Raw genomic sequence first — 25,413 nt, forward strand, 5'->3', positions numbered from 1 at the left:
CGGCAACGCGCGACAATGGCGCTTTCGCGGCGCCGCCGCAGTGACCATCAGGAGATCCCATGAGCGAACCCCAACCCGTCGTGCCGGCCGGCGGCGCCAAGATCGGCATCGAGCGTGGCCATTTGCTGGTGCCGCACAACCCGATCATTCCCTTCATCGAGGGCGACGGCACCGGCCCCGACATCTGGCGCGCCAGCGTGCGCGTGCTCGACGCCGCGGTGGCCAGGGCCTACGGTGGCCAGCGCAAGATCCACTGGATGGAGGTGTACGCCGGCGAGAAGAGCTTCAAGCAGTTCAACACCTGGCTGCCCGACAGCACCGTGCAGGCCTGCCGCGAGTATCTGGTGAGCATCAAGGGCCCGCTGACCACGCCGGTCGGCGGCGGCATCCGCTCGCTCAACGTGGCGCTGCGCCAGATGCTGGACCTGTACGTGTGCCTGCGCCCGGTGCGCTGGTTCAAGGGCGTGCCCAGTCCGGTCAAGGACCCCGGCAAGGTCGACATGGTGATCCTGCGCGAGAACACCGAGGACATCTATGCCGGCATCGAGTGGGCCGGCGGCAGCAGCGAGGCGCAGCGCATGCTGGACTTTCTGGCCAAGGAAGACCCCAAGGCCTTTGCCAAGATCCGCTTCGGCACGCAGGCGCGCGTCAACGACTGGCTGGCGCTGCTCGAGGCAGCGGGCGCGCCCAAACGCACGCTGCCGGTGGAAGTGGGCATCGGCATCAAGCCGGTCAGCCGGCTCGGCACCGAGCGCCTGGTGCACAGCGCGATCGAGTACGCGATCAGGAATGGCCGCAAGTCGGTGACCCTGGTGCACAAGGGCAACATCATGAAGTTCACCGAGGGCGGCTTTCGCGACTGGGGCTACCAGACAGCGCGCGACTTCTTCGGCGCGGTCGAGCACGAAGGTGGCCCCTGGCACGTGATTCCCGCGGGCAAACCCGGCGCCGGATTGATCATCAAGGACGTGATCGCCGACGCCTTCCTGCAGCAAATCCTGCTGCGTCCGGCCGAGTACGACGTGGTCGCCACGCTCAACCTCAACGGCGATTACCTGTCCGACGCACTGGCCGCGCAGGTCGGTGGCATCGGCATCGCGCCGGGCGGCAACATCAACTACATCACCGGCCATGCCGTGTTCGAGGCCACCCATGGTACCGCGCCCAAGTACGCGGACCAGGACAAGGTGAACCCGGGCTCGGTGATCCTGTCCGGCGAGATGATGCTGCGCTATCTGGGCTGGAACGAGGCCGCCGATGCGCTGGTGCGGGCGATGGACGTGGCCATCGCCGCCAAGCACGTCACTTACGACTTCGCGCGCCTGATGGATGGCGCCACCGAGGTCAAGTGCTCCGAGTTCGGCGACCGCCTGATCGCCGCGATGTAAACCGCCGCATCACCGGCGCGCCGTCATCGGGCGCGCCGGTCCCATTCTGCAGCACGCATGAGCACCGCATGCAAAAGACCGCGATCCTGATCGATGGCGCCTACTTCCTGGCGCGCTACCGCAAGGTCTACGAAGACCGTGATGGCAACGACGCGCGCACCGTGTCGCGCACCCTGTTCGGCATGGCGCTGGACCACCTCAAGCAGCTCGAGCGGCCCAAAGACGCGCTGTACCGCATCTTTTTCTACGATTGCGCGCCGCTGGAGAAGGTGTTCGAACGCCCGGTCAGCGGCAGTTCGATCGATTTCGGCGCCAGCGCCTCGGCGGTCTTTCGCCGCGAACTGCACAACGAGCTCAAGCGCGTGCGCAAGCTGGCTCTGCGCCTGGGTCGTCTGGCCGAGCGCGGCGAGTGGGTGCTGAAGCGCCACGCGCTGCAGGATCTGCGCAACGGCGCGCTGCGCTGGGAGCATCTGCGTGACGAGCACTTCGAGCTCGACCTGCGGCAGACCCAGGTGGACATGAAGATCGGCCTGGACATCGCCAGCCTCGCGCACAAGCGCCTGGTCGACCAGATCGTGCTGGTCACCGGCGATGCCGACTTCGTGCCCGCCGCCAAGCTGGCGCGGCGCGAGGGCATCGACGTGATCCTCGACCCGATGTGGCAGGGCGTCTCGCCGGCGCTGCAGGAGCACGTCGATGGCCTGCAGTCGGTCTGCCCGCGGCCGGGCAGTCCGCAGCCGCCACGCAGCGCCAGCGAGCTCCCGGCCGGCGACGCCTGAGCACGCATGCGTGTGCTGCTCAACAAGCCCTGGGGCACGCTGAGCCAGTTCACCGATCGTGACGGACGCGCCACGCTGGCCGCGTTGCTGCCACCGGCCGTGACGCCGCCGCCTGGCGCACCCCGCGCCGATGACCCGCGCTGGCGGCACCTGTACGCGGCGGGGCGCCTGGATCACGACTCCGAGGGCTTGCTGCTGCTCACCGACGAGGGCGCGCTCGTGCAGCACCTCACCGATCCGCGCCGGCACGCGCCGAAGACCTATCTGGTGCAGATCGAACGCGAACCACAGGCCGCCGCGCTGCAAGCGCTGCGCGGCGGCGTGGTGCTGCGCGACGGGCCCACGCGCACGGCCGAGGTGGAGCGCGTGCCGGCGCCGGACTGGCTGTGGCCGCGCGACCCGCCGATCCGCCAGCGCAAGAACGTGGCCGACGCCTGGCTGCGGATCACCCTGCGCGAGGGCCGCAACCGCCAGATCCGGCGCATGACCGCCGCCGTGGGCCATCCGACCTTGCGCCTGGTGCGCATCGCCATAGGCCCGTGGCGACTGGACGGCTTGCCGCCAGGCGCGATGCGCATGGCGGACTGACCCTTGCCATCGCCTGCACCGTGTACCCGGCTACATGGCGTTTACAAACCGGCGCGCATACTTGATCGGAAGCGTATTGCCGCAATCTCCAACATTCGTCCCGCAACCCACAAGGAGCCTCTCCATGTCCAATACCGCTGCTTACGCCGCACCTGCAGCCAAGGCACCGCTGGCACCGTACCGCATCGAGCGCCGCGCGCCCGGCGCGCACGAGGTGCAGATCGACATCAAATACTGCGGTGTCTGTCATTCCGACATCCACCAGGTGCGCGACGAATGGGGCGGCTCGGTGTTCCCCATGGTGCCCGGTCACGAGATCGTCGGCGTGGTCAGCCAAGTGGGCAGCCAGGTCGGCAAGTGGAAGCTGGGCGATGTGGTCGGCGTCGGCTGTTTCGTCGATTCCTGCCGCCATTGCGAGGCCTGCAAGGAAGGCGAGGAGCAGTTCTGCGCCGAGGGCATGAGCGCCACTTACAACGGTTATGAGCGCAAGCCTGGCGGCGGCCTGGACACGACCCGGCCGACCTACGGCGGCTACTCCACGCGCATCACCGTGGACGAGAACTACGTGCTGCGCATCCCGGCGAACATGCCGCTGGAGCGTGCCGCGCCGCTGCTGTGCGCCGGCATCACCACGTACTCGCCGCTGCGTCATTTCGGCGTCAAGGCCGGCGACCGGATCGCCGTGGTGGGTCTGGGCGGTCTGGGTCACATGGCGGTGAAGATCGCCAAGGCCATGGGCGCGCACGTGACCGTGCTCAGCCATTCGGCCGGCAAGCGCGAGGATGCGCTGCGGCTGGGCGCCGATGACTTCCTGGTGACCGGGGACGAAACTGTGTTCAAGCAGCACGCCGGGCGCTTCGATTTCATCCTCGACACGATCTCGGCGCAGCACGATTACAACGCCTATCTGGGCCTGTTGCGCCGCGACGGCACCATGGTGCTGGTCGGCGTGCCCGACCCGACGCCGGTGCACGCGTTCTCGCTGATCGGCGGGCGCAAGCGCTTGGCCGGTTCGCTGATCGGCGGCATCCGCGAGACACAGGAAATGCTGGACTTCTGCGCCGCGCACGACGTGGCCGCGGACATCGAGCTGATCCCGATCCAGCAGATCAACGCGGCCTACGAACGCATGCTCAAGGGCGACGTGCGCTACCGCTTCGTGATCGACATCGCCAGCCTCGACCAGGCCGCCGCGTAAACCCCGGCGACGCGCGCCGCCTGGCGCGCGCCGCTACGCTCAATCGCGGAAGTTCTCGAACTGCAGCGGCAACTCGAACTCGCCGGCGCGCAACAGCGCGATGGCCGCCTGAAGGTCGTCGCGCTTCTTGCCGGTGACGCGCAATTTGTCGCCGTTGATCTGCGCCTCGACCTTCAGCTTGGCCGTCTTGAGCGCGGCGATCAACTTCTTCGCCTGGGCCTGCTCGATGCCCTGCTTGACGGTGATGCGCTGGCGCGCCTGCGCCAGGTTCACCTCGGCCTCGACCGCATCCAGGCAGCGCAGGTCGATGCCGCGCGCGGCGATGCGTGCGCGCAGGATGTCGAGCATCTGCTTGAGCTGGAAATCGCTGGGCGCCGTCTGCGTGATCACACCGTCGTCGAGCTTGAAGCTGGCCTCGACGTTGCGGAAATCGAAGCGCGTGCGCAACTCGCGGTTGGCCTGGTCCACGGCATTGGTCAACTCGTGCGGATTGACCTCGGAGACGATATCGAAGGAGGGCATGGCATGACGCACGTGGTGGGTGGTCCCAGTCTAGCCCGCGCGCGGCCAGCCTCCCACCTCGCGACATCAGGTTCCCTACGCGACCTGCGGGGGCAATTCGCGCGCGAAGTCATGTAATCGGGTGGCATCCATGGGCATGCCGATGGCATAACCCTGGAAGGCGTCGCAGCGCAATTCCCTCAGCATGCAGCGCTGCGCCTCGCTCTCGACGCCCTCGGCGACCACGTACATCTGCAGCGCATGCGCCAGATCGATCATCGCGCCGATGAAACGATCCGGTACATCGACACGCATCTCGCGCACGAAGGCCTGGTCGATCTTGACCTCTTCCACGGGCAGGTCACGCAGGCTGGCCAGCGAGGCATAGCCGGTGCCGAAATCATCGATGGCCACGCCCACGCCCAACTGGTGCAGACGGCGCACCGTCGCCGCTGCGGCGGCGGCATCGCGGATGAAGACACTTTCGGTGATTTCCAGCATCAGCGCGCCGGGCTGCACTCGAAATTCAAGTTGGATCGCGGCCACTGACTCGACAAAATCCGGGCGCAGCATCTGCCAAGGGCTCACATTGACCGCGATGCGCAGGCGCGGTGCCGCCGCCGGCCAGTCACGCAGCACCGTGCAACTGCCCTCCAGGGCGGCCATGCCGAGCGCGTGGATCAAACCGCTTTCCTCAGCCAACGGAATGAACTCGGTCGGATTGATCGCGCCCAATGCCGGGTGTTGCCAGCGCATCAAGGCCTCGGCCCCGACCAGGTAACCGCTGGCATCGACCTGCGGCTGAAACACCAGATCCATTTGCCGCTGCGCCAGCGCGCCGCGCAGATCATGCTCCAGCCTGAGCCGCCGCTCGGCGCGCGACTGCATCTCAGCGGAGAACAGCAACACATCACCGCGGTCCGCATCGCGCGCCCGGCCCAACGCGATGTTGGCCTGACGCAAAAGCGTGCGCGCCTCGCCTGCACCCGTTACCTGCACGGCGCCCACGTTGGCCGCGACGACAAGTTCGTGCGCATCAAAGCGCAGCGGCTGCTCCAAGGCCTGGCGCAGTTCGCGCGCCCGCTGCAACGCCGAGGCCGCGTGCTGCTCGGGCGTGACCCCGCTGACAGTCAGCAGCAGTGCGAACTCGGCGCCATCGAGCCGCGCGATGCAGCGCGCGCCATGATGCAGCACACCGATGCGTTGCGCGATTTCGCGCAACAAGGCATCACCGGCACCATGGCCAAGCGCATCATTGATCGGCCTGAAGCCATCCAGGCCAAGCAACAACAGCGTGCCGGCAATGGCCGTGCCGCGGGTCTCGGCTTGCAGGTCGGCCAGTTGCTCCAGCAGACCGTTGCGGTTGCATAGTCCGGTCACGCCATCGTGATAAGCCACATGGCGCAGTGCATCCTGGGCCTGTTCGCGCACATCCGATTCCAGCGCCAGCGCCTGCACGCTCGCGGCCAGATCTTCGCCACGCTGAAGCCACTCGCGTGACAGCACGCGGCTGACCAACAGCACCAGCACCAGGAAAGGCAGCGCTTCGAGATCGGGGCCACGCGCGCGCATCACCGTGCCGATCTGCGCGTAGACCACGGCGGCAATCTGCACCAGCAGATAAATCGCCAAGGCCCGCGCCCGCGCCGATTCGCGCCCACGCCACAGGTCCAGGCAACGCCAGAACGCCCACAGGAACAGCAGATAGGTCGCGGCAAAATAAATCCACGCCAGGGGTGAGATGCTGCCCTGGAATTGCTGGACCCGCTCTCCCCACGGCAGCACCAGCGCCGGCATCGTGTGCATGTTGTCGAGCAGCAAGCCGTATGGCCGCAGCAGACCAAGCATGCCAAGGAAAAAAAACACCAGCGCGGTGCGCCAGGCCCACGGACGCCAGCGCGCCATATGCGTATACAGCGCCAGAAACCAGAACGCGATCGGATAGATCATGCACCCCGCCGCTGTCCGCAAGCGCTCGACAAGCGCGGCAGAGTCAACCGCAGTCTGTGCCTGCATCAGCGCCGTCAGGGCAAGGTAGACGGACACCCAGAGGCACAGCACGCCAAACGCAAAATACATGCGCTCGATGCGGCGCGTGCCGCCATTGCTCTGCACGAAATGGACCCCGGCGTAAAGGCAAATGCCGACCGCCACCCACTGTGCTGGCATCCACAGGATCACCTGTGTCCCCTTTTGCGCACGCAGCCTCGGGCATGCGACTCGCTGTTGGTCCTGGATCCATGGACTGAAAAGCAGCCTACTCCGCGACCCACACTGCAACAAGCCACGCGCGGCGGATCAACTCATGCGCGCCCGCCGGAGTCGTCGCCTGCACCGCCCTGATCGCGCCGCGCCTCGTACAACTTGGCGTATTTCAGAAACACGTACCAGGCGCCGCTGGCGGCGCTGATGTATCCGGCCCAGCCGTTGAGGAAATAACGCTTGAACAGGTACTGGCGCAAAAAAAACAGCGGCGGATACAGCAGCATGCGCGTGCGCACGAAGCGCGTCCCGCGCGCGCGCTTGTGCGCGACCAGGCCGCTGGAGTAGTCGTTGAGTTTGCGTACCTTGGTGGCGATATCGGGCTCGCCGAAATGCAGGAACACGGCTGCGCGCAGCGTACGCACGCGCCCCAGCACCTCGGGCGCGGCATGCACCGGCACCGCGTTCATGCCGCCGTGACGGCGATCGAACAGGCGCAGGTGCGTATTGATGCGGCTGCGGCGATGCTGGAAGGTCCAGAACATCTGCTCGCGCCGCGGCAGACGATAGCCGGCGGCGCGCGGCGCCCGCAGTTCGCGCTGGATGATCGCTGCGGCCGCTGGGGTCAGCGCCTCGTCGGCATCCAGCAGCAAAATCCAGTCGTGCCGCGCCAGCGCGATGGCGCGTTGCTTTTGCGCGGCGTAATCGTCGAAGGCGTGCCGCTCGATGCGCGCGCCGTGCGCCTCGGCGATCGCGCGGGTGGCATCCGTGGAGCCGGAGTCCAGTACCAGGATGTCGTCGGCGAACGCGGCCGAATCCAGGCAGCGCGCCAGCGTGGCGGCGTTGTCGAGCGTGGTCACCACCAGCGACAAAGGCTCACGCGCCATGCGCAGGCTCCGCGTCGGCGCGGCCGCCCAGCGCACCGATCCACAGCGCCAGCAGCCACCAGAACAGCAGCCCCCACCAGGCCGAGTAGAACGCCAGCGTGGTGTTGAACGGAAACACCGCCGCCAGCACGGCGATGCCCGCCGGCCAGGCGCGCGCGCGCACAAACGCCGACGCGCGCCGCCACATGCGCAGCGCCAGCGCGGCGCCGACCAGCCACAGCGACAGACCCAGCACGCCGCTTTCGCTGAGGATCTCCAGCACGATCTGGTGCGCGTAGTAGGCGCCCTTGCGGTCGTGGTCGCGCAGGAACGGATCGCCCGGCGACGCATAACGCGGATAGGCGTAGCGGAAACCGCGCACACCGACGCCGGTGCCGGGGTTGGCTGCGATCATGCGCAGCGCATCGGCCCAGATGTCGAGCCGGAATGACAGCGCCACGTTCAGGCCCTGCTCGCTGCCTTTCAGCGCCTGCAGGGTGCGCTGCATGCGCGCATCGAAGCGCGTCGAGGTTTGCCAGGCCACGCCCAGTACCAGCACGCCGATCACCACGGCCGCGGCGGACCACAGCGCGAAGCGTCGCCACGTCCCCGCCTCGCGCCAGATGAACACCGCCAGCACGAAGGCGTAGGTGACCCAGCTGGCGCGCGAGCCCGACAGCAGGATCGGGCCGAGCAGCAACAGCGCCGCCGCGATCAGCGCCGCGCGCCCGCGCCAGCGCCGCGCCACGGCCAGCATGAACGGCGCCAGCACCGCCAGTACCTGGCCGATCTTGGGATCGCCGGCGCCGAAGATGCCGGTGAGCCGGTGCGGCTCGGCGTGGCCGCGCACGCTCCAGCCAGTCAGCGCCTGCATCCACGCGTCCAGCGTCCACAGCAGAGTCAGCACCGCGATCGCGCGCAGCAGCACGCGCCATTGCCGCGCATCGCGCAGGATCCAGGCGATGCCCGCGGCCAGCGGCAGATAGCGCAGCATGGCCGCGACCGTTTCCCAGGTGCGCGCCGGCGCCACGGCGTGCAGGGTGGAACCCAGCGCGGCCAGCTCGTAACAGGCCCAGATCGCCAGAGCCCAGCGCACGGACGGCAACGCGACGAGCGCACGCGGCTGGCGCAGCAACAGCACCGCGCACAACGCGACCAGCGCCAGCGTGCCCAGCTCGCCCGCGCGCCCGAATGGAAACAGGAAGATCAGCGCGAACGGCAGCAGCCACGCCCAACGCGGACGCGCATCCGTGGAGACAGCGGAGGCAATGGTCATGTGCGGATTGTGCGCCGCGTGCCGCGGCGCGGGGAATGGCCCGGCAGCGGCACTCGCGGAAAAGCCCGCGCACCTTGCAACAACACAAGGCGTTCGCCGATTTCCAGCCGCGGCAAGCTAGCCGTGCACCACTTCGGCATACACCGCCAGAGTCGCCTGCTGCATCTTGTCGAGACGATAACGGGTCATCGGGGCGATCGGTGGCGCCAGGCGCAGCAATTCGGCAGCACGCTCGACCAGGCGCGCTTCGTCCGCGGTCGGCACGCGCCCGGCGGGATACAGCTCGGCCAGCAGTTCGCCGACGCCACCGTGGGCGTAACCCAGCACCGGACGGCACAACGCCAGCGCTTCGAGCACGGTGCGGCCAAAGGCTTCGGGTCGGGTGGATAGCTGCAGGATCAGATCGGAGATGGCATAGACCTCGCGCACGTCGCTGCGCGGCGGCGTGATCGCCATGGCGTCGGCCACGCCCAGCGTCTGCGCCAGTTGGCGCAGCTCGCGCACATAGCCCGCGCGCGCGGGCTCGTCGGCACCCAGCAGCAGCAGGCGCGCGTCGATGCCGCGGGCGTGCAGCGCGGCCAGCAGGCGCAGTGCATGGGCGTGGCCTTTCAGGCGCGTGCCGCGTCCGGGCAAGGTCAGCAGCGGCGCGCCGGCGAGGTGCGGAAATTCGGCGAAGAATGCCTCGCGCCAGGCCGGATCGGGACGGTAGCCGTAGGGAAATTCATCGGCATCGACACCGCGCGGGATCAAGCGCACCCGCTCCTGCGGCAAATCCGGATAGTGCTGCTGCACGTGGTCGCGCACGGTCTGCGAGACCACGATCACGCGCTCGCCGCGGGTGAGCACAGCGCTGTAGGCATTGGGCGAGTTCAGCCCATGCACGGTGGTGACGAAATGCGGGCGCGGACGCAACCCGCGCATGGCCATCCGCGCCAGCCACGCCGGCAAGCGCGAGCGCGCGTGCACGACGTCAGGCTTGAGCGCAGCCAACGCGTGCCGCAAAGGCATGACCTGGGCCAGTGCGAGCGGCGACTTGCGCCCGATCGGCAGGGTGATGTGCTCGCCACCTTCGGCCTCGAGGCGCCGCACCAGGCGTCCGCCAGCGGAAATGACCACCGCGCGGTGCCCGGCCGCGACCAGTGCGCGTGCGATCTCCAGCGTGCTGCGCTCCGCCCCGCCGCTGTCCAGCGCCGGGATCAACTGCACCACGGTCAGGCGTTGCGCAGCGATGGACGGTTCGGATCGGATCACGGCACGGCGTCAGTGATGGGCCAGGCGCAGCAGACGACAGAAGCAAAGTAAAGCCGATGCCAAGGCGAGTACACGCCGCGCCTTGCGCATGCGGCTCAGGTTTTCAGCACGTAATGCGCGCCGCAATACGGGCAGACCGATTCGCCACCCTCGTCCTCGATGGCCAGATACACGCGCGGATGCGAGTTCCACAGCGTCATGTCGGGCATCGGGCAGGACAGCGGCAGATCGGCGCGGGTGATCTCGTAGCGGTGTTCCGTATTGGCCGGCTTGAGGGCCGCCGCGGCGGGATCGGTACGAGTCATGACAGCCTCCGGAGATGGGCAAGCAGGTGGCGCCGGCAGATCGGGTGCACATGCCGGCAAGCAAGGCGTGCAGTGTAACGGTTGTGCATCTTCGCAGCGCCGTATACGACACCGGCGCGGCGCTCTGGCATGCTGTGCGCCCCTGCCTGCGTGATGCCCAATCATGAACTTCGCCCACCTGATTGCGCGCCTGCGCGCCATTCTGTTCAGCCCACGCGCCACCTGGCCCGAAATCGCCAGCGAGCCGGCCAGCATCGGCAGCCTGTACACCGGCTGGGTGCTGTGGCTGGCGGCGATCACGCCGCTGGCGACTTTCATCGGTCTGGGCATCTTCGGCATGTCGGTGCCGTTCATCGGCAGCTTCCGGATTGGTTTCGGCACGCTGTTCGGGCAATTGGTCACCACCTACCTGCTCACCCTGTTGATCGTGTTCCTGATGGCGCTGATCACCGCCGCGCTGGCGCCCAGCTTCGGCGCGCGCAACGACCGCGTGCAGGCGCTGAAGGCCATCGCCTATGCGTGGACGCCGGTGTGGATCGTCGGCGTGTTGCGCCTGATCCCGCTGCTCGGCGCGCTGACCGTCCTGCTGACCTTGGCGGCGGCGGCATACAGCGTGTGGTTGCTGTGGCGGGGTCTGCAGGCGACGCTGGGCGCGCCGCAGGAGCGCGCGGTGGCCTATACCGCCGTGGTCGTCGTCATCGCCATCGTGCTGGGCGTGGTGATCGGCTGGACCAGCGCGATGTTCACCGGCATCGGCGCGATGACGCGCGCCAACATCGAGGCCTCGGTGAACATGCCAGCGTCCAGCGGCATCAGCGGTCTGGCCGCCGGCATGCAGCAAGCCGCCCGGCAGATGCAGGCCACCGGCAAGGTTCTGCAGGGCGAACAGGCGGGCGCCGCCGGGCAGGCCGCGAACCTCGCGCCAATCAAGCCGCTGGCGCCCGGCCAGATGAGCGCGCTGCTGCCGGCCAGCCTGCCTGGGCTCGTGCGCGGCAACGTGGACAGCACGCGCGGCGGCATCGGTGCGCTGCAGGTCAGCGAGGCCAAGGCCGATTACGGCAGCGGCGCGCAACAGATCAGGCTCGGCATCACCGACATGGGCGCCAATCGCGCCATGCTGGCCATGATCGGCATGGTGCAGCAGGATCAGGAATCCGCCAGCGGCTATCACAAGGTGTTTCAACGCGACGGCCGCACCGTGCAGGAGCAGTGGACCGCCGCCACGCGCGCGGGCGAATACACGCTGATCGTCGGCGACCGCTTCATGGTGCAGGCCAAGGGCCAGGGTCCGGACATGGCCGCGCTCAAGCAGGCCGTGGACGCGGTGGACCTGGCCCGATTGCAAACGCTCAAGGACACGCCTGGCGAATAAGCTGCTACAGCAGCTCGAACAACAGCAGTTCGCTGTCGGCCTCGGCGTCGATTGCCAGCGTGGCCTCGCCACGCAGGCCGAGGCCATCGCCGGCCGCCAGCGCGAGTCCGTTGGCGCGCACCGCGCCGCGCGTCACCTGCAGCCAGGTCTGCTCCGCGATATGGTTCAGGGCATGCTGCGCACCGGCCGATGGCCGCCATGCCGACACGCGCGCCGCGGCGTGCAGTGGCAGCGCCGCGCCAGCCTCTGCGGCCGGCGCGGCCAGCACGGTCCAGCCCTGCGCAAGCGGCAGCGGTGCGTAGCCTTGCTGGGCGTAGGACGGCGCGCGATTGGAGCGATCCGGCTGCAGCCAGATCTGCAGAAAATGCACCGGCGCGCGCGCGTCGGCGTTCATCTCGCTGTGGCGGATGCCGTGCCCGGCGCTCATGCGCTGCAATTCGCCAGGGCGGATCACGCCCGACGCTCCGGTGGAATCGCGATGCGCCAGCGCTCCCTGCAGCACCCAGGTGAGGATTTCCATGTTGGCGTGGCCATGCTCGCCGAATCCGGCATCGGGCACCACACGGTCCTCGTTGAGCACACGCAACGCGCCCCAGCCCATCCACGCCGGATCATGGTAGTGGCCGAAGGAAAACGTGTGGCGGCTATCCAGCCACGCGGTTTGCGTATGCCCGCGCGCCGCGGCCGGGCGCTGCATCAACACGACGGTCGCCGCTGCGCGCGGCCGCTGGCGGGCCCGGCAGTCAGGCGGGGCGCCAGGCCAGCCATGCGCTCAGAGCCTGCGAAAAATTCCGCGTCGTGCGGAATTTTCATCGGCGCGCCCGGCACAGGTCCGTACGCGCCTGCGCGAATCAGCCACGTGCGTGACCGCTTCGCGTCCGGCCATCCATGGCCGGGCTGAGAGGCTGAAAAATTCACAGCCTCTCAGCGCTTCTTCGCCGCGGGCTTGGCGGCAGGCTTGGCCGCATCGGCTTCGAGCGTGATGCTGATCTGCACGGCATTCGAGACCATCGGCACATAGGCGCTCACGCCGAAATCGCTGCGCTGGATCTCCGCCGTCGCGTTGAAGCCAATCGCCGGCACCTGCATCATCGGGTTCTCGCCGATCTTGTTGAGGTGGGCGTGCAGCGTTACCGGCCGGGTCACGCCGTGCGCGGTCAGCAGACCCTCGATGGTGAACTCGCCGGGCTTGGCGCCGGGGATCACCTTGGTGCTCTTGTAGGTGATGTCGGGGTACTTCGCGGCGTCGAAGAAATCGGCTTCCTTAAGGTGCGCGTCGAGCGCCGGCACGTGCGTATCCAGCCCGGACATCGGCATGGTCGCCTGCACCGATGACAGCGCCGGATCCTGCGCGTCATACACCAGCGTGCCCTTGACCGTGTTCATGTTGGCGCAGGGCATCGAGAAACCGAAATGGTCCCAGCAGAAGCGCACCTGGGTATGCCCGAGATTGAAGTGATACGTCACCGGCGCAGCCAGCGCCGGCAGTGTGACCAGGGCCAGGCCGGCCGCGAGCAATGCATGGGAAAAACGCATGATGGAATCCTCCGGAAGCGTTGGGAAATCCGGCGCCGAAGCGTCAGTCGATGCGGCAGACCTCGTCGAAACCGAAGCGTGGACTGCGCGGGAACAGGTCACGGCTGGCGTCACCGTAACCGATGTTGATCAGGAAATTGGATTTGTATGTGGTGTTGGCGAAAAACGCCGCATCGACCTGCGCGTTGTCGAAGCCGGACATCGGCCCGCAGTCCAGCCCCAGCGCGCGCGCGGCGATGATCAGATACGCGCCCTGCAGGGTGCCGTTGCGGAACGCGGTGATCTCGCTGAGCGCCGGGTTGCCGGCAAACCAGCTGCGCGCATCGGCATGCGGGAAGAGCTTGGGCAGGTGCTCGTAAAACGCGTGGTCGGTGGCGACGATCGCGGTCACCGGCGCGGCCAGCGTCTTGGCGCGATTGCCATCGGACAACAGCGGCCCCAGCTTCGCCTTGGCCGCCTGCGATTTGACGAACACGATGCGTGCCGGCGAGGCGTTGGCGCTGGTCGGCGCCATCTTCGCCAGGTCATAGATCGCGCGCAGTTGCGCGTCGCTGACTTCGCGCGGCAGGAAGGCGTTGTAGGTGCGCGCTTCGCGGAAAATCTGGTCGAGCGCGGCGGCGGACAGTTCGGGCTTCATCGAGACTCCATGCGGCTGGGCGATTGCTCGCGACGGCGCACAGTGTAGGTGCGGCGCCAGCCCGGCACACGGCGCGCGTGGCAATGCACTGTCAGCGCGGCATGGACAATGCGCCATCGATTCGCATGCGCCGGCGCGCGCCCGCCCGCTGCCGCGCTTTGCCCGACAATGCGCCCTGACGGGGCCGGGCGCAGGCGGAGTGGCGATGCATTCGATCTGGGTGATCAGCGATGGCGCGGCGGGCAACCGGCGCCAGGCGCTGGCGCTGGCCGCGGCGCTGGGCGGCGCGGCGCGCGAGCTGATGCTGCGGCCGCGCGCGCCATGGTCGTGGCTGGCGCCACGCGTCGCGGCGGGCGGACTGCTGGCATGGGACCGCCGCGCGCGCGCGCAATTGGCACCGCCGTGGCCCGGGCTGGTCATCGGCTGCGGTCGCCAGGCGGCGCTGGCCACGCGCCAGCTGCGCGAGATCGGCGGCGGGAGCTGCCGCAGCGTGCAGATCCTCGACCCGCGCTGCGACACGCGTCACTGGGATGTGGTGATCGCACCACGTCACGATGGGCTGCGCGGAGCCAACGTGCTCACTCCGCTGGGCTCGCTGCACCCCATCGACACCGCCTGGCTGGCGGACGCGCGCGCCGCCTGGCAACACTTCGCGCACTTGCCGGCGCCGCGCATCGGCGTGCTGCTGGGCGGGCCGCGGCGCGGCGTGGCGCTGGATGCCGCGTGGCGGTCAGCGCTGGGCGCAACGCTGCGCGCGCTGTTGCGGCAGGGCGGCAGCGTGCTGATCACCGCTTCGCGCCGCACGCCCGCCGGCATGGTCGATGCCTGCCTGCAGGCCATTGGCGAGCGGCCGCGGCAGGTATGGCACGGCGCCGGGGATGGCATAAACCCGTATCCGGGCGTGCTCGCATGGAGCGACCGCCTGCTGGTCAGCCCAGATTCGGTGAACATGCTCAGCGAAGCGGCCGCCTGCGGCGTGCCGGTGCATAGCGTGGTCAGCGCGCCGCTGCCGCCGCGCCTGGCGCGTTTCCACGCCGCGCTGCGCACGGGTGGCTGGCTGCTCGACGCCGACGCCACCTATGGCGCGCCGGCGCCGCTGCGCGAAACCGCAGCGATCGCCGCGCGCGTGCGCGACATCCTGCAGGGGGCACGCTGAGCGGAAGGACGGGATGGCGGCGCGCGCCGTCGCGTTGGCGTCATCGACGGAGCATGCGCGACACAAAGTGAATCCCTGCATTGCCCGACGCGCGCCGAATGCCCGTCTCCGCCTGCGCGGGGGCAGGCTCTCCGCGGGCATGACGATCACGAGGTGATGGCTGTTCGACCGCCGCTACGCTGCTGCCCGTTCGCAATGACCCGTTTGGGTTTACCCGCTCGCGCTGATCAGCTGCCGGATACCCGCCCCCTGCCCGTGCCCCTGCGCCCTGCTAACGGCTGCCAGCCCCATCGGCGAACACAAACCCGCATTCGGCGGCCACGCGCAGCACCGCGTCGGCGTGCTGCTGCAGCACGGGCTCGCGCGCAAGCAGGCGTGGGCGGTCGTCCAGGGTGCAGCTCAGCGCGTGTTGCAGCAGCGCGGCATGCGCGGCGCGCAGTGCTGCGGCCTGCGCGGTGCGCAACACATGCAGACTTTCCAGCACGGTGATCAGCGCCGCGCTGGCGGTGCTCTCGGTGATCAGCGGCGCGCGCGCGGCATGCGCCAGCACCAGGCCCTGCAGCAGGAATTCCAGATCCAGCAGACCGCCGGCGCCCTGTTTCAGATCGAAGCGCTGCGCGTCGGAGCGATCGCGTTCAGCACGCCAGCGTTCGCGCATGGCGCCGACTTCGGCAGCGACTTGCGCGGCTGCGCGCGGTTGCGCCAGCACGCGCTGGCGCACCTGCGCGAAAGCCGCGCCCAGCTGCGCATCACCGCACACGACGCGCGCGCGCACCAGCGCCTGATGCTCCCAGGTCCAGGCGCGCTGCTGTTGATAGTCGGCATAGGCATCCATGCTCTGCACCAGCAGACTCTTGCTGCCATCCGGGCGCAGGCGTGTATCCACCGCATAAAGTTGCCCCGCGCGGGTGACCGCACCCAGCCAGTGCACCACGCGTTGCGCCAGGCGCTGGTACCACTGCGACCCTTCCAGCGGACGCGGCCCATCGCTGCCCTGCGTGGCGCGCGCGGCGTCATACACGAACGCCACATCGAGATCGCTGGCAAAGCCCAGTTCGTGCCCACCCAGGCTGCCGTAGCCGATCACGCAGAAGCCGAGGCCATTGCCCGGCAGACGGCCGTGGCGCGCGACCAGCTCGCCTTCGGCCAGACGCAGCACGGCGTTGAGCACGGCCTCGGCCAGCGCCGCCAGCCGGCGCGCGGTGGCCGGCGCATCGGCGCGATCGTCGGCAAAGGCCAGACCCAGCCGAAACGCCAGGCTGGCGCGCGCCTCGTTGATGCGTTCCAGTTCAGCCTCGGGGCCGCGTTCGTCCAGTGCGTCGAGCAGGTGCGCGATCTCGGCGGCGATGGCCGCGGCCTTCAGCGGCAACTGCTCGATGCGCGGATCGAGCACGTCGTCGAGCAGCAGCGGCTGCGCCAGCACGCGCGCCGCCAGGAACGCGCGCTCGGCGCACAGCACCGCGAGGCGCTGCAGCGCGGCGGGTGATTCTTCCAGCAGCGCCAGATAGGCTGGGCGCCGCGCGATGTTGTGCAGCAGGCGCAGCAGGCGCGGCAACGCCAGGTGCGGCGCGGCGCTGTGGCGCGCGGCATGCAGCACCCGCGGCAGCAAACGCTCCAGGCCGGCCCGTGCGGACTCGCTCATGCCGCGCACGGCGCGACTGCCGGCCAACGCCTGCAGCGCCGCGCCGGACTCTGCATCCAGTGCGCAGGCGCTGATCGCGGCGGCAGTGGCGTTGCCGACTTGCATGTCGCGCCACAGCGCCAGCAGCGCGTCCTGCCCGGGCACGCGGGCCGCTGCGGCGCCATCGAGGATCGGCGCGAAGGCGGCGCTGATCGCGGCGCGCTGCGCGGCCAGCGCGGCATCCAGCGCGGCGTCATCGACATAGCCGAGTCCGCACGCGATGCGCAGCCGCGCCAGTGGCTCATCCGGCAACGCGTGGGTTTGCGCGTCGGCCAGCATCTGCACGCGATTTTCGACGTGGCGCAGCAGCGTCCATGCCTGCCGCAAGATGCGCGCGCGCGCACTGGCGATGAAGCCGCGCCGCTCCGCCGCCAGCAGCGCCGGCAGCAGGCCGGGCTCGCGCAGGCCGGGCTCGCGCCCGCCGCGAATCAGTTGTTCGAGCTGCACGCTGAACTCGATCTCGCGGATGCCGCCGGGGCCAAGCTTGAGGTTCGCGGCCAGGTCTTTGCGCGCCACCTCGGCGTCGATCAGCGTCTTCATCGCGCGCAGGCCGGCAAAGGCGGTGTAATCCAGGTAGCGGCGATAGACGAACGGCCGCAACTGCGCCAGCAGTTGCCGCCCGGCATCGAGATCGCCGGCCACCGGGCGCGCCTTGATCCAGGCGTAACGTTCCCAGTCGCGGCCCTCGCTCTGGTAATAGGCCTCCATCGCCGCGAACGACCACGCCAGGCGCCCGGCGCTGCCATACGGACGCAGACGCAGATCCACGCGCGCGACCTGGCCGTCGGCGGTGACTTCGCTGAGCAGACCGACGAATTCGCGTGTCAGCCGCGCGCAGTATTCGCTGGCCTCCAGCGCGCGCGTGCCGTCGCTGTGGCCTTCCTCGGGGTAGGCCAGGATCAGGTCGACATCCGAGGAGAAATTGAGCTCGCCGCCACCCAGCTTGCCCAGCGCCAGCACCGTCATGCGCTGCGCGCGCCCCTGCATATCGCGCAGCACGCCGTGGCGCGCACGCAGGCTGCGCTCGGCGTGGCGCAAGGCCAGCTCGAGCAGGGCCGCATACAGGCTGCTGGTGGCGGCGAGGGTTTCGGCGAGCGTATCCAGTGCGTTGACGTCGCGGAAGACCAGACGCAGCGCTTCGCGCGCGCGCGTCTGGCGCAGCTGCATCAGGGCCGCGTCGCGCGCTTCGGGCAGCCCCGGTCCGGCCAGCAGACGCGCGCCGGGATCACCGCCACTGCCCAGCCAGTGCAGGCCCGCAGGCGCCAGCAGCTGTGGCTGCGCACGCAGCACGCTGGAGGCGAAATCACTGACCAACAGCAGGCGCTGCACACGCTCGGCAACGCCGGCATCGTCGTAATACGGCACCGCGGCCATGCGCAAATGCGCGACCAGATCGGCATAGCGCTGCGCCAGCAGCGCGCGCAACGGCGGCGCCAGCGGCGCGTGCGCGGTAACGCATGCCTGGCTCATGCCGCGGCGGGCAACAGCGTATCCAGCTCGCGTCCGATCGCCGCGGGCGTATCGGTGGGCGCGTAGCGCGCGCGTACCCTGCCCTCGGCATCGACCAGGAACTTGGTGAAGTTCCACTTGATGCCCTGCGAGCCAAGTACGCCGGGCGCCTCGCGCTTCAGCCATTGATACAGCGGATGCGTGTCGGCGCCGTTGACCGCGATCCTGGCGAACAGCGGGAAACTCACCTCGTAGTTGAGCGTGCAGAACTGGCGGATTTCCTCGGCGGCACCTGGCTCCTGGTGGCCAAACTGGTCGCAGGGAAAACCGAGGATTTCCAGTCCGCGCGCGCGGTACTGTCGATACAAGGCCTCCAGTCCACGATATTGCGGCGTGAAGCCGCACTTCGATGCCACGTTGACAATCAGCAGGGTCTTGCCGAGATAGCGCGACAAGGCCATGTCCTCACCCTCCAGCGTGGTGGCATGCAAGGTGGCAAGCGGGCTCATGCACGGACTCCATCGAAGCGGGATGCGCGGTATAGCACTTGCGCCGCGCCGCCGCAGGGATGAACCGCGGTGATCGATCGTGATTCAATAGCGCATGTCGCGCCGCTTGCTGATTGTCCTCGCCACCTTTTCACTGCTGTTGAGCGCGTGCTCGCATGCGCCCCGCCCATGGCTGCTGACCGATGTGCGCGGGCATCTGCCCGATCTGCGCTTTCATCTGATCAACGACCTCGGCCAGCCAGTGACCGGTGCCAGCTATCGCGGCAAGGCCGTGCTGCTGTACTTCGGCTACACGCATTGCCCGGACGTGTGCCCGACCACGCTGGCGCACCTGACCGTGGTGTTGCAAAACCTCGGCCCGCTGGCGCAGCGCGTGCGCGTGTTGTTCGTCAGCGTCGATCCCAAACGCGACACGCCGGCCCTGCTGCGCGCCTACACCAGTGCCTTCGGCCCGCACATCATCGGCCTGACCGGCACGCCCGATGCGATCGCGCGCGTGGCCAAGCGCTACCGCGTGGCCTACAGCTACGGCAAGCCGGATGCCACCGGCAATTACGTGGTCAACCATAGCGCGGCGATCTTCATTTTCGACCCGCAGGGTCGCGCGCGCCTGCTGGCGACGGAGCACGATTCAGTTGCGCAACTGACCCACGACCTGCACCTGTTGCTGACGGAGCCCAACGCATGAATTTGCCTCGCCACCTGCTGGCCCACGCCTTGCTCGCCGCGGGTCTGCTGGCCGCGCCCTTGCTGGCAAACGCCGCGCCACCTGCCGCATCCGCGCACGCGCCGATGCACGACATGCCGGGCATGGCGCCTGCTCCGGACGCGCGCGCTCTGCCCACCGCGCGCGTCGCGGTCACCGACGCCTGGGTGCGCTGGCTGCCGGCGGGGCTGCCGATGGGCGGGTATTTTTCGCTGCGCAACCTGGGCAGGCAGCCGCTGCAACTGGTCGGCGCGACCAGTCCCAGCTACCGGATGGTCATGTTGCACGAGAGCATCAGCCGTGGCGGCATGGAACGCATGGTGCACGTCGATCAGGTGTCGATCGCGCCGGGGCAGGGCGTGCACTTCGCGCCCGGCGGCTATCACCTGATGCTGATGCACGCCGCGTCCACGGTGCAGCCCGGCACACGCGTGCGCATCGACCTGCAGTTCGCAGGCCATGCGCCGTACCCGGTCGAATTCACGGTGCGGCCCGCCGCCGCGCATTGAGGTGCCGGCGTGCGTCCAGCAGCGTCCAGCGCCGCATCGCCAGCAGCGCAGCGATGACGCTCATCATCGCCGCCGGAATCCAGATGATCAGCCCGCCGAGATATTGATCGGTCTGGAAAGTCAGCCACGGAAACACGCGCCCGCACACCTCGAAGGCCGGATACAGGTCTTCGCCGGTAAAGGTGATGAAGGCACCCATCATGATCTGCGGCAGCGCGACCAGCAGCGGCAGCACCACGCGCATCCCCGGTGACAACCGCGCCGGCGGCTTGGCGCGCGGGTCCAGCACCAGCCACCAGAACAGGAACCCATCGAGCAGCATGCTCCAGTTCATCAGACGGTAGATGCGGTCGTCCAGCATGGCCACGAACTGCACCGGCGGATACAGCCACAGCGCGATCACGCCGACGAACAGGCTGGCCGCCACCCAGGGATCGAGTAGCACGTTCATGGCCCAGCGCAGCGGCGGCAACCCGCGCAGCATACGTGCGCCGCGCACGCGCCAGCGCAGTGGCAACGCGGCGCGCAATTGCGGCCCCGGATAGGCCAGCACCAGCAGAAACGGCCCGAGATGATGCAGCACCAGATGCTGCAGCCGCTGCAGGAAAAACGCGTGCTCGGAAAAATAATCCCAGCGCGACTGCATGGCCACGTAGCACAACGCCAGACCGATCCACCATGCCGCGCGGCGCCAGCGCGAAACCGGGCGCAGGCGCTGCCCGCGCCAGTACAGCACGATCGCGGCAATGGCCAGCAGCCATGCCAGGGGCGAAGGTTCCCAGGGCACGAAGAATTGCAGCAACGCGTGCATCGCCGGCAGCGCGCCTAGCGGATCGGCACGTACTGCAGCAACTGCGGTGCCGCGGCATGCATCGGCAACAGCCAGTGGTCGGCCAGCAGAAAGCCGAACAGCGCCGCCAGATAAATGATCGAGTAGGCGAAGGTGCGCATCGCGAACAGCTCATCCGGCGGGCGTAGCATGCGCACGGCGTAATACAGGAACCCGATGTCCAGGATCAGCGCGCCGCCGAGATAGAACAGCCCGCTCATGCCGGTCAGATACGGCAGCAGCGTGGCCAGCACCAGCAGCACGGTATAGGCCAGCAGGTGCCAGCGCGTGACCACCACGCCATGCGTGACCGGCAGCATCGGGATGCCGGCGCGCGCGTAATCGGCGCGGCGGAAAATCGCCAGCGCCCAGAAATGCGGCGGCGTCCACAGGAAAATGATCAGCACCAGCAGCAGCGCGTGCGGCGCCAGCGTGCCGGTGACCGCCACCCAGCCCAGCGCCGGCGGCGCCGCGCCGGCGATGCCACCGATGACGATGTTCTGCGGCGTGGCGCGCTTGAGAAACGCGGTGTACACCCCCGCGTAACCGATCAGCGAGGCCAGCGTCAGCCATGCACTGAGCGCATTCACTCCCAGCGCGAGAATCAGCATCGAAACCACGCCCAGCGCCAGGGCGAACAGCAACACCTGCAGCGGACGCAGCGTGCCGGTAGCCAGCGGCCGGTGCGCGGTGCGCGCCATCATGCGGTCGATGCGCTGGTCGATGAGGTGATTCAGCGCCGCCGCCGAGGCCGCCGCCAGCCAGATTCCGGCCAGGCCCAGCAGCAGGTGCCGCCACGGCGGCAGGCCGGGCACCGCCAGCAGCGCACCGATCAGCGCGGTGAACACCAGCAGGGCGACGACACGCGGCTTGGTCAGTTCCAGATACTCGCGCCACAACTTCACTCAGAACTCCCGCTGCGTGGATGGACGCTGCGTGGCGGCCAGCAACCAGATCAGGGTGAACAGCAGCAGCGCGGCGCCAGCATTGTGCGCGGTGGCCACGGCCAGCGGCAGACCCAGCACCACGTTGCCGATGCCCAGCAGCACCTGCGCGCACAGCAACAGCGCCAGCACGATGCCCTGCGGCTTCAGCCCGGCGCGCGCCGCGCGCCAGGCCAGCCACAGCCCGTAAACGAACACGACTACGGCGCCGATGCGATGCGCCATCTGGATCGCCGCGCGCGCCGCTGCATCGAGCACGCCGCCTTCGTAGTTGACCCCGATATCGCGCCACAACACGAAACCTTGATGAAAGTTCAGCGCCGGCCACCAGCGGCCCGCGCATTCCGGGAAGCTCGTGCCGCAGGCCAGCGCGGCATAGTTGGTGCTGGTCCAGCCGCCCAGCGCGATCTGCATCGCCAGCAGCAGGAGGCCCAGCGCCACCCAGGGCAGCAGGCGCCGCGCTGGTATGTCGCGGGTGCCCGCGCCGCTCAGGCGCAACGCCGCGTAGGCCAGCAACGCAAACGTGGCCAGTCCGCCCAGCAGATGACTGGTGACGATGGCCGGCTTCAGCAGCAGGGTCACGGTCCACATGCCCAGCATGGCCTGGAAGATGATCAAACCCAGCACCACCGTCAGTACCTTCCACGGTGCCGCGCGGCGCAGCCGCCACGCAGCCAGCAGCGGCAACGCGATGGCGATGCCGGCCAGCGCGCTGGAGTATGCGTGCTCGCCACCCATGTACAGCCAGACACCCGCCGCTGCGGCGAGCGCGGCCACGATCACCGCAACGCGTGGCATGCGCTGGCGCCAGACCGCACCCAGCGCCAGCAGCAGCACCAGCACACCCAGCGTGCCCGCGATGAAGCGGTGCACCTGTTCCCGCCAGGCCAGATGCACGGCCACCGGCCGCTGCGGAAACGCGGCATCGGCCGCAGTGATCGCGGCGTGGTGCGTGGGCCAGGTGATCTGCCCATAGCAGGTCGGCCAGTCCGGGCAGGACAATCCGGCGTTGGACAAGCGCACGAAGGCACCGAATACGATCACGCCCAGCGCCAACGCGGCGGCGATCCAGGCCAGCGGCCGCACCCATGCGGGCTTGACGATCACTTGAACAACCTCCGCAGATCCTTGTTGATGCCGGCCACGGAGACCGCTGGCGGGTAATACACGATCGCCGTGCCGTCCGCCGCCACCAGGATCACCGCGACCTGATCGGCCGGCCGCGGAACGAAGCGCAGCAATTGCGGAGCCCGGGTTCGCCCCAGCGTCCAGGATTGCAGCGCGCCATGCGTGTCGGCCAGAACCGGTGGCGCGCCGACATACAACAGGCGCAGGTTCTTGCTGCTCTTGTTCAAGCCGATCTGCGCGTTGTGCAGCATGTACAGCTTGTACAGGCACGCCGCGGCGCAACCCGGCCCGGCCAGGGCCAGCAGCGTGTATTGCGGTGTCGCTGCCTTCCACGGCCAGTCCTTGCCTCCGGCGATGCCGACCTTGAGCGCGGCAAAGCTTTCCTGCGGCACGATCGGTTGCCCGTGACTGCTGGCGCTTGGCACCCATCCGGACAGCGCCAGGATGGCGGCCAACAGCATCGGCGCGAAAAACACGGCGGCGATCAGCAGCAACTGGCGGCGGCCGCGGCGAGGGTCAAGTGAAGCGTTCATGCGTGGCAATCAGTCCTGGCGATCATTTTTTGGCGGCTCGACGCGCCGGTGCAGCACGATGAAAATCACCAGCGCCGCGGCGGCAAACGAGAACCACTGGAAAGCGTAGGCCTGGTGCCGCGCAGGCGGGATGAAGGTCGGCGTCCAGTCGCGCAGATAGGCCGACTTTGGGTTCGGATCCAGCAGTACGATGCCGGGGTACAGGCGCTGATCGAGATCGCGGCTGATCTGGCTCAATTCGAGGTAGGTGCTCAGCTTGGGCCATTGCTTCTGCCGCGCGATCTGGTCGCCGCCCAACTTCAGCCCGGGTGGCGGCATCGACGCATACAGCCCATGCAGGGTGAGCTCGCCGGCGGGCAGCGGCGGCATCTGCGGGCGTCGGTCGAGCTCACTGTTGCCGTGCGGCAGAAAACCGAGGTTGACGATCACCAGGCGCGCGTGACCCTGCACCACGAACGGCACGTAAACATCGACGCCGACCTGCTCGCCGATGGTCTGGTCGTCCCACATGTAGGCACGGCCCTGTAGATAGTGGCCGTGCACCGCGATGTGCGCGAAACCGTGATGCGGCGCGGTGTCGCTAACCTGCGCGAACGGGATCAGCGGCGCATCCGTGGCATGCGCGAACCGCGCCAGCAAGTGTTCCTTGTACGCCGCGCGATCCAGTTGCCAGATGCCCAGACGCACGAAGATCGCGATCCCCGCCAACGTCAGCAGCATCGCGAACCACGAGGGTCGGCGCAGTCTCAGCACAAACGCAGCCTTGACCTGCCGCGGTCTATACTGGGTTTGTCATTGACCGGATGCATGTCTATGCACACCTTGTTCAAAGCCGCATTGATCCTGATGCTGCTGGCGGCGATCTTCAGCCTCGGCCAGGCGTTGTTTTACATGATGACCGAGCGCCCGGACTCCAACCCCAAGCGCATGGCATGGGCACTGACACGACGCATCGGGTTTTCGCTGGGTGTGTTCCTGCTGGTGATCATCGGCATCCTGACCGGACTGCTCAAACCGCATGGCCTGGGTGGCTAGCCACGCGGATTCCGGCGGATCCGGACGTTCCAGGTCCGCGTGACGCACTTCGGACTACATGATGTAGACGAACAGGAACAGCCCCAGCCAGACGATATCCACGAAGTGCCAGTACCAGGCCACCGCCTCGAAGGCGAAGTGGTGTTCCTTGCTGAAGTCGCCGCGCCAGGTGCGATAGAGAATCACCAGCAGCATGATCGTACCCAGCGTCACATGCAGACCGTGGAAGCCGGTCAGCAGGAAGAACGTGGCGCCATAAATGCCGCTGTGCAACGTCAGATTCAGATGCGTGTACGCATCGATGTACTCGTGCGCCTGGAACCACAGGAACAGCGCGCCCAGGATCGGCGTGGCCGCCAGAAACACCAGCATGCGGCGGCGATGGCCATCGCGCAGCGCGTGGTGCGCGATGGTGATGGTGACGCTCGATGACAGCAGCAGCAGCGTGTTGAGCAGCGGCTCGCCCCACGCCGGTACCGTCTTGAACGGTCCGCCGATGGCGTCGGGACCGGCGGTTGGCCAGCCGCCGGTATAGCCGCGGAACAGGTAATAGTTGGTCAGCGCGCCGTGGCCCTCGCCGCTGAGCCACGGCACCTGCAGGCCACGGCTGTAAAACAGGGCCCCGAAGAACGCACCAAAAAACATCACCTCGGAAAAGATGAACCACATCATGCCCATGCGGAAGGACACGTCCACCTGTGAGTTGTACGCCCCGCGCTGCGATTCGCGGATGACCTCGCCGAACCAGCCGAACTTCATGAAAATGATGATGGCGACGCCGGTGAAGAGCAGGATCGGGCCTTCCGGCTCGATCCCGTCCAGCCAGTGCGCGGCGCCCCACATGAAGATGAACAATCCGACTGCGGCGATGATCGGCCAGCGGCTCCCGTGGGGGACATAGTAAGCACCGGCTTGCTGGGACATGGCGAAGTTCCGTTGCGAGTTGGTTTCGATACGGCGGTCAAACCGCCGCGTGGATGAACGCGAGTTTAAGCCAACACCATCGCCGCGCAATGCTGCCGTGCACGCTGGCGT

The 25,413-nt window shown here is 68.2% G+C and carries 26 protein-coding genes; 9 read left to right on the forward strand and 17 right to left on the reverse strand.

The features are described 5' to 3' along the window. Positions 1 to 59: 59 nt before the first annotated feature. From icd to Mschef_RS00315, 4 genes are all read left to right on the forward strand, one after another. Entirely contained in the window at positions 60 to 1,388 is a 1,329-nt protein-coding gene (icd, locus tag Mschef_RS00300) for an isocitrate dehydrogenase (NADP(+)) (RefSeq protein WP_081125880.1), read from the forward strand. A gap of 68 nt (positions 1,389 to 1,456) precedes the next feature. Continuing rightward, entirely contained in the window at positions 1,457 to 2,167 is a 711-nt protein-coding gene (locus tag Mschef_RS00305) for an NYN domain-containing protein (protein ID WP_081125881.1), read from the forward strand. Between the two features lie 6 nt (positions 2,168 to 2,173). Continuing rightward, on the forward strand, positions 2,174 to 2,755 hold the full coding sequence (locus tag Mschef_RS00310; protein WP_081125882.1) for a pseudouridine synthase: 582 nt from the start codon (positions 2,174 to 2,176) through the stop codon (positions 2,753 to 2,755). Between the two features lie 124 nt (positions 2,756 to 2,879). Continuing rightward, positions 2,880 to 3,953 carry an NAD(P)-dependent alcohol dehydrogenase gene (locus Mschef_RS00315; protein WP_081125883.1) on the forward strand — a complete coding sequence of 358 codons (1,074 nt, stop codon included), beginning with the start codon at positions 2,880 to 2,882 and terminating at the stop codon, positions 3,951 to 3,953. 39 nt (positions 3,954 to 3,992) lie between these two features. On the opposite strand, the gene Mschef_RS00320 is transcribed toward Mschef_RS00315, so the two are convergent. The 6 genes from Mschef_RS00320 to Mschef_RS00345 all read right to left on the reverse strand — a co-directional run bounded on the left by Mschef_RS00320 (position 3,993) and on the right by Mschef_RS00345 (position 10,354). Next, a complete protein-coding gene (locus tag Mschef_RS00320) occupies positions 3,993 to 4,475 on the reverse strand; it encodes a YajQ family cyclic di-GMP-binding protein (protein ID WP_081125884.1) in 483 nt (160 codons plus the stop codon). Positions 4,476 to 4,550: 75 nt separating this feature from the next. Then, entirely contained in the window at positions 4,551 to 6,623 is a 2,073-nt protein-coding gene (locus tag Mschef_RS00325; RefSeq protein ID WP_136256364.1) for a putative bifunctional diguanylate cyclase/phosphodiesterase, read from the reverse strand. A 134-nt stretch (positions 6,624 to 6,757) separates the two neighbouring features. Continuing rightward, positions 6,758 to 7,543: a glycosyltransferase family 2 protein gene (locus Mschef_RS00330; RefSeq protein ID WP_081126727.1), complete on the reverse strand. Its 786-nt coding sequence runs from the start codon at positions 7,541 to 7,543 to the stop codon at positions 6,758 to 6,760. Further along, positions 7,533 to 8,798, reverse strand: coding sequence for an O-antigen ligase family protein (locus Mschef_RS00335; protein WP_081125886.1), 1,266 nt, complete (start codon positions 8,796 to 8,798; stop codon positions 7,533 to 7,535). Before Mschef_RS00335 ends, Mschef_RS00330 begins: the two co-directional genes overlap by 11 nt. Before the next feature lie 117 nt (positions 8,799 to 8,915). Then, on the reverse strand, positions 8,916 to 10,049 hold the full coding sequence (locus tag Mschef_RS00340; RefSeq protein WP_242426402.1) for a glycosyltransferase: 1,134 nt from the start codon (positions 10,047 to 10,049) through the stop codon (positions 8,916 to 8,918). A 95-nt stretch (positions 10,050 to 10,144) separates the two neighbouring features. After that, positions 10,145 to 10,354, reverse strand: coding sequence for a zinc-finger domain-containing protein (locus Mschef_RS00345; RefSeq protein WP_081125887.1), 210 nt, complete (start codon positions 10,352 to 10,354; stop codon positions 10,145 to 10,147). Positions 10,355 to 10,517: 163 nt separating this feature from the next. Between Mschef_RS00345 and Mschef_RS00350 the strand changes: the two genes are divergently transcribed. Further along, positions 10,518 to 11,726 carry a Yip1 family protein gene (locus Mschef_RS00350; protein WP_081125888.1) on the forward strand — a complete coding sequence of 403 codons (1,209 nt, stop codon included), beginning with the start codon at positions 10,518 to 10,520 and terminating at the stop codon, positions 11,724 to 11,726. A 4-nt stretch (positions 11,727 to 11,730) separates the two neighbouring features. Here the strand turns inward: Mschef_RS00350 and Mschef_RS00355 are convergent, their stop codons facing one another. The 3 genes from Mschef_RS00355 to Mschef_RS00365 all read right to left on the reverse strand — a co-directional run bounded on the left by Mschef_RS00355 (position 11,731) and on the right by Mschef_RS00365 (position 13,899). Next, the gene (locus tag Mschef_RS00355) at positions 11,731 to 12,423 is read right to left on the reverse strand and encodes a pirin family protein (protein ID WP_081125889.1); all 693 of its coding nucleotides are present in this window, start codon (positions 12,421 to 12,423) and stop codon (positions 11,731 to 11,733) included. A gap of 227 nt (positions 12,424 to 12,650) precedes the next feature. Beyond that, positions 12,651 to 13,262 carry a YceI family protein gene (locus Mschef_RS00360; RefSeq protein ID WP_081125890.1) on the reverse strand — a complete coding sequence of 204 codons (612 nt, stop codon included), beginning with the start codon at positions 13,260 to 13,262 and terminating at the stop codon, positions 12,651 to 12,653. Positions 13,263 to 13,305: 43 nt separating this feature from the next. Continuing rightward, the gene (locus tag Mschef_RS00365) at positions 13,306 to 13,899 is read right to left on the reverse strand and encodes a malonic semialdehyde reductase (protein WP_081125891.1); all 594 of its coding nucleotides are present in this window, start codon (positions 13,897 to 13,899) and stop codon (positions 13,306 to 13,308) included. 205 nt (positions 13,900 to 14,104) lie between these two features. Here Mschef_RS00365 and Mschef_RS00370 point away from each other — a divergent pair, with 205 nt between their 5' ends. Continuing rightward, positions 14,105 to 15,055 (forward strand): mitochondrial fission ELM1 family protein, encoded by a 951-nt coding sequence (locus Mschef_RS00370; protein ID WP_081125892.1) that lies wholly within the window; start codon positions 14,105 to 14,107, stop codon positions 15,053 to 15,055. A 271-nt stretch (positions 15,056 to 15,326) separates the two neighbouring features. On the opposite strand, the gene glnE is transcribed toward Mschef_RS00370, so the two are convergent. Both glnE and Mschef_RS00380 read right to left on the reverse strand, forming a co-directional pair. Continuing rightward, positions 15,327 to 18,206, reverse strand: a complete 2,880-nt coding sequence (gene glnE, locus Mschef_RS00375; protein WP_081125893.1) for a bifunctional [glutamate--ammonia ligase]-adenylyl-L-tyrosine phosphorylase/[glutamate--ammonia-ligase] adenylyltransferase — start codon at positions 18,204 to 18,206, stop codon at positions 15,327 to 15,329. Continuing rightward, the gene (locus Mschef_RS00380; protein ID WP_081125894.1) at positions 18,203 to 18,694 is read right to left on the reverse strand and encodes a glutathione peroxidase; all 492 of its coding nucleotides are present in this window, start codon (positions 18,692 to 18,694) and stop codon (positions 18,203 to 18,205) included. The genes glnE and Mschef_RS00380 overlap by 4 nt, the downstream gene beginning before the upstream one ends. Positions 18,695 to 18,788: 94 nt before the next feature. Between Mschef_RS00380 and Mschef_RS00385 the strand changes: the two genes are divergently transcribed. Together Mschef_RS00385 and Mschef_RS00390 are read left to right on the forward strand one after the other, a co-directional pair. After that, positions 18,789 to 19,382: an SCO family protein gene (locus Mschef_RS00385; protein ID WP_081125895.1), complete on the forward strand. Its 594-nt coding sequence runs from the start codon at positions 18,789 to 18,791 to the stop codon at positions 19,380 to 19,382. Then, positions 19,379 to 19,909 (forward strand): copper chaperone PCu(A)C, encoded by a 531-nt coding sequence (locus Mschef_RS00390; RefSeq protein WP_081125896.1) that lies wholly within the window; start codon positions 19,379 to 19,381, stop codon positions 19,907 to 19,909. The genes Mschef_RS00385 and Mschef_RS00390 overlap by 4 nt, the downstream gene beginning before the upstream one ends. Here the strand turns inward: Mschef_RS00390 and Mschef_RS00395 are convergent. The 5 genes from Mschef_RS00395 to Mschef_RS00410 are packed head-to-tail and all read right to left on the reverse strand — an operon-like array spanning position 19,881 to position 24,063. Continuing rightward, positions 19,881 to 20,720 carry a cytochrome c oxidase assembly protein gene (locus Mschef_RS00395; RefSeq protein ID WP_081125897.1) on the reverse strand — a complete coding sequence of 280 codons (840 nt, stop codon included), beginning with the start codon at positions 20,718 to 20,720 and terminating at the stop codon, positions 19,881 to 19,883. The genes Mschef_RS00390 and Mschef_RS00395 overlap by 29 nt on opposite strands. 14 nt (positions 20,721 to 20,734) lie before the next feature. Next, entirely contained in the window at positions 20,735 to 21,643 is a 909-nt protein-coding gene (gene cyoE / locus Mschef_RS00400) for a heme o synthase (RefSeq protein WP_081125898.1), read from the reverse strand. Continuing rightward, positions 21,644 to 22,789 carry a COX15/CtaA family protein gene (locus Mschef_RS00405; RefSeq protein ID WP_136256398.1) on the reverse strand — a complete coding sequence of 382 codons (1,146 nt, stop codon included), beginning with the start codon at positions 22,787 to 22,789 and terminating at the stop codon, positions 21,644 to 21,646. Next, positions 22,786 to 23,343 (reverse strand): hypothetical protein, encoded by a 558-nt coding sequence (locus Mschef_RS18000; RefSeq protein ID WP_136256397.1) that lies wholly within the window; start codon positions 23,341 to 23,343, stop codon positions 22,786 to 22,788. The genes Mschef_RS00405 and Mschef_RS18000 overlap by 4 nt, the downstream gene beginning before the upstream one ends. A gap of 9 nt (positions 23,344 to 23,352) precedes the next feature. Next, entirely contained in the window at positions 23,353 to 24,063 is a 711-nt protein-coding gene (locus Mschef_RS00410; RefSeq protein ID WP_081125900.1) for an SURF1 family protein, read from the reverse strand. 93 nt (positions 24,064 to 24,156) lie between these two features. Between Mschef_RS00410 and Mschef_RS00415 the strand changes: the two genes are divergently transcribed. Further along, positions 24,157 to 24,378, forward strand: coding sequence for a DUF2909 domain-containing protein (locus tag Mschef_RS00415; protein ID WP_081125901.1), 222 nt, complete (start codon positions 24,157 to 24,159; stop codon positions 24,376 to 24,378). Positions 24,379 to 24,432: 54 nt separating this feature from the next. Here Mschef_RS00415 and Mschef_RS00420 read toward each other — a convergent pair whose 3' ends face one another. After that, positions 24,433 to 25,302, reverse strand: coding sequence for a cytochrome c oxidase subunit 3 (locus Mschef_RS00420; RefSeq protein WP_081125902.1), 870 nt, complete (start codon positions 25,300 to 25,302; stop codon positions 24,433 to 24,435). Positions 25,303 to 25,413 lie beyond the last annotated feature (111 nt).

Origin of the sequence: Metallibacterium scheffleri, from assembly GCF_002077135.1 — a bacterium.
GTDB lineage: Bacteria > Pseudomonadota > Gammaproteobacteria > Xanthomonadales > Rhodanobacteraceae > Metallibacterium > Metallibacterium scheffleri.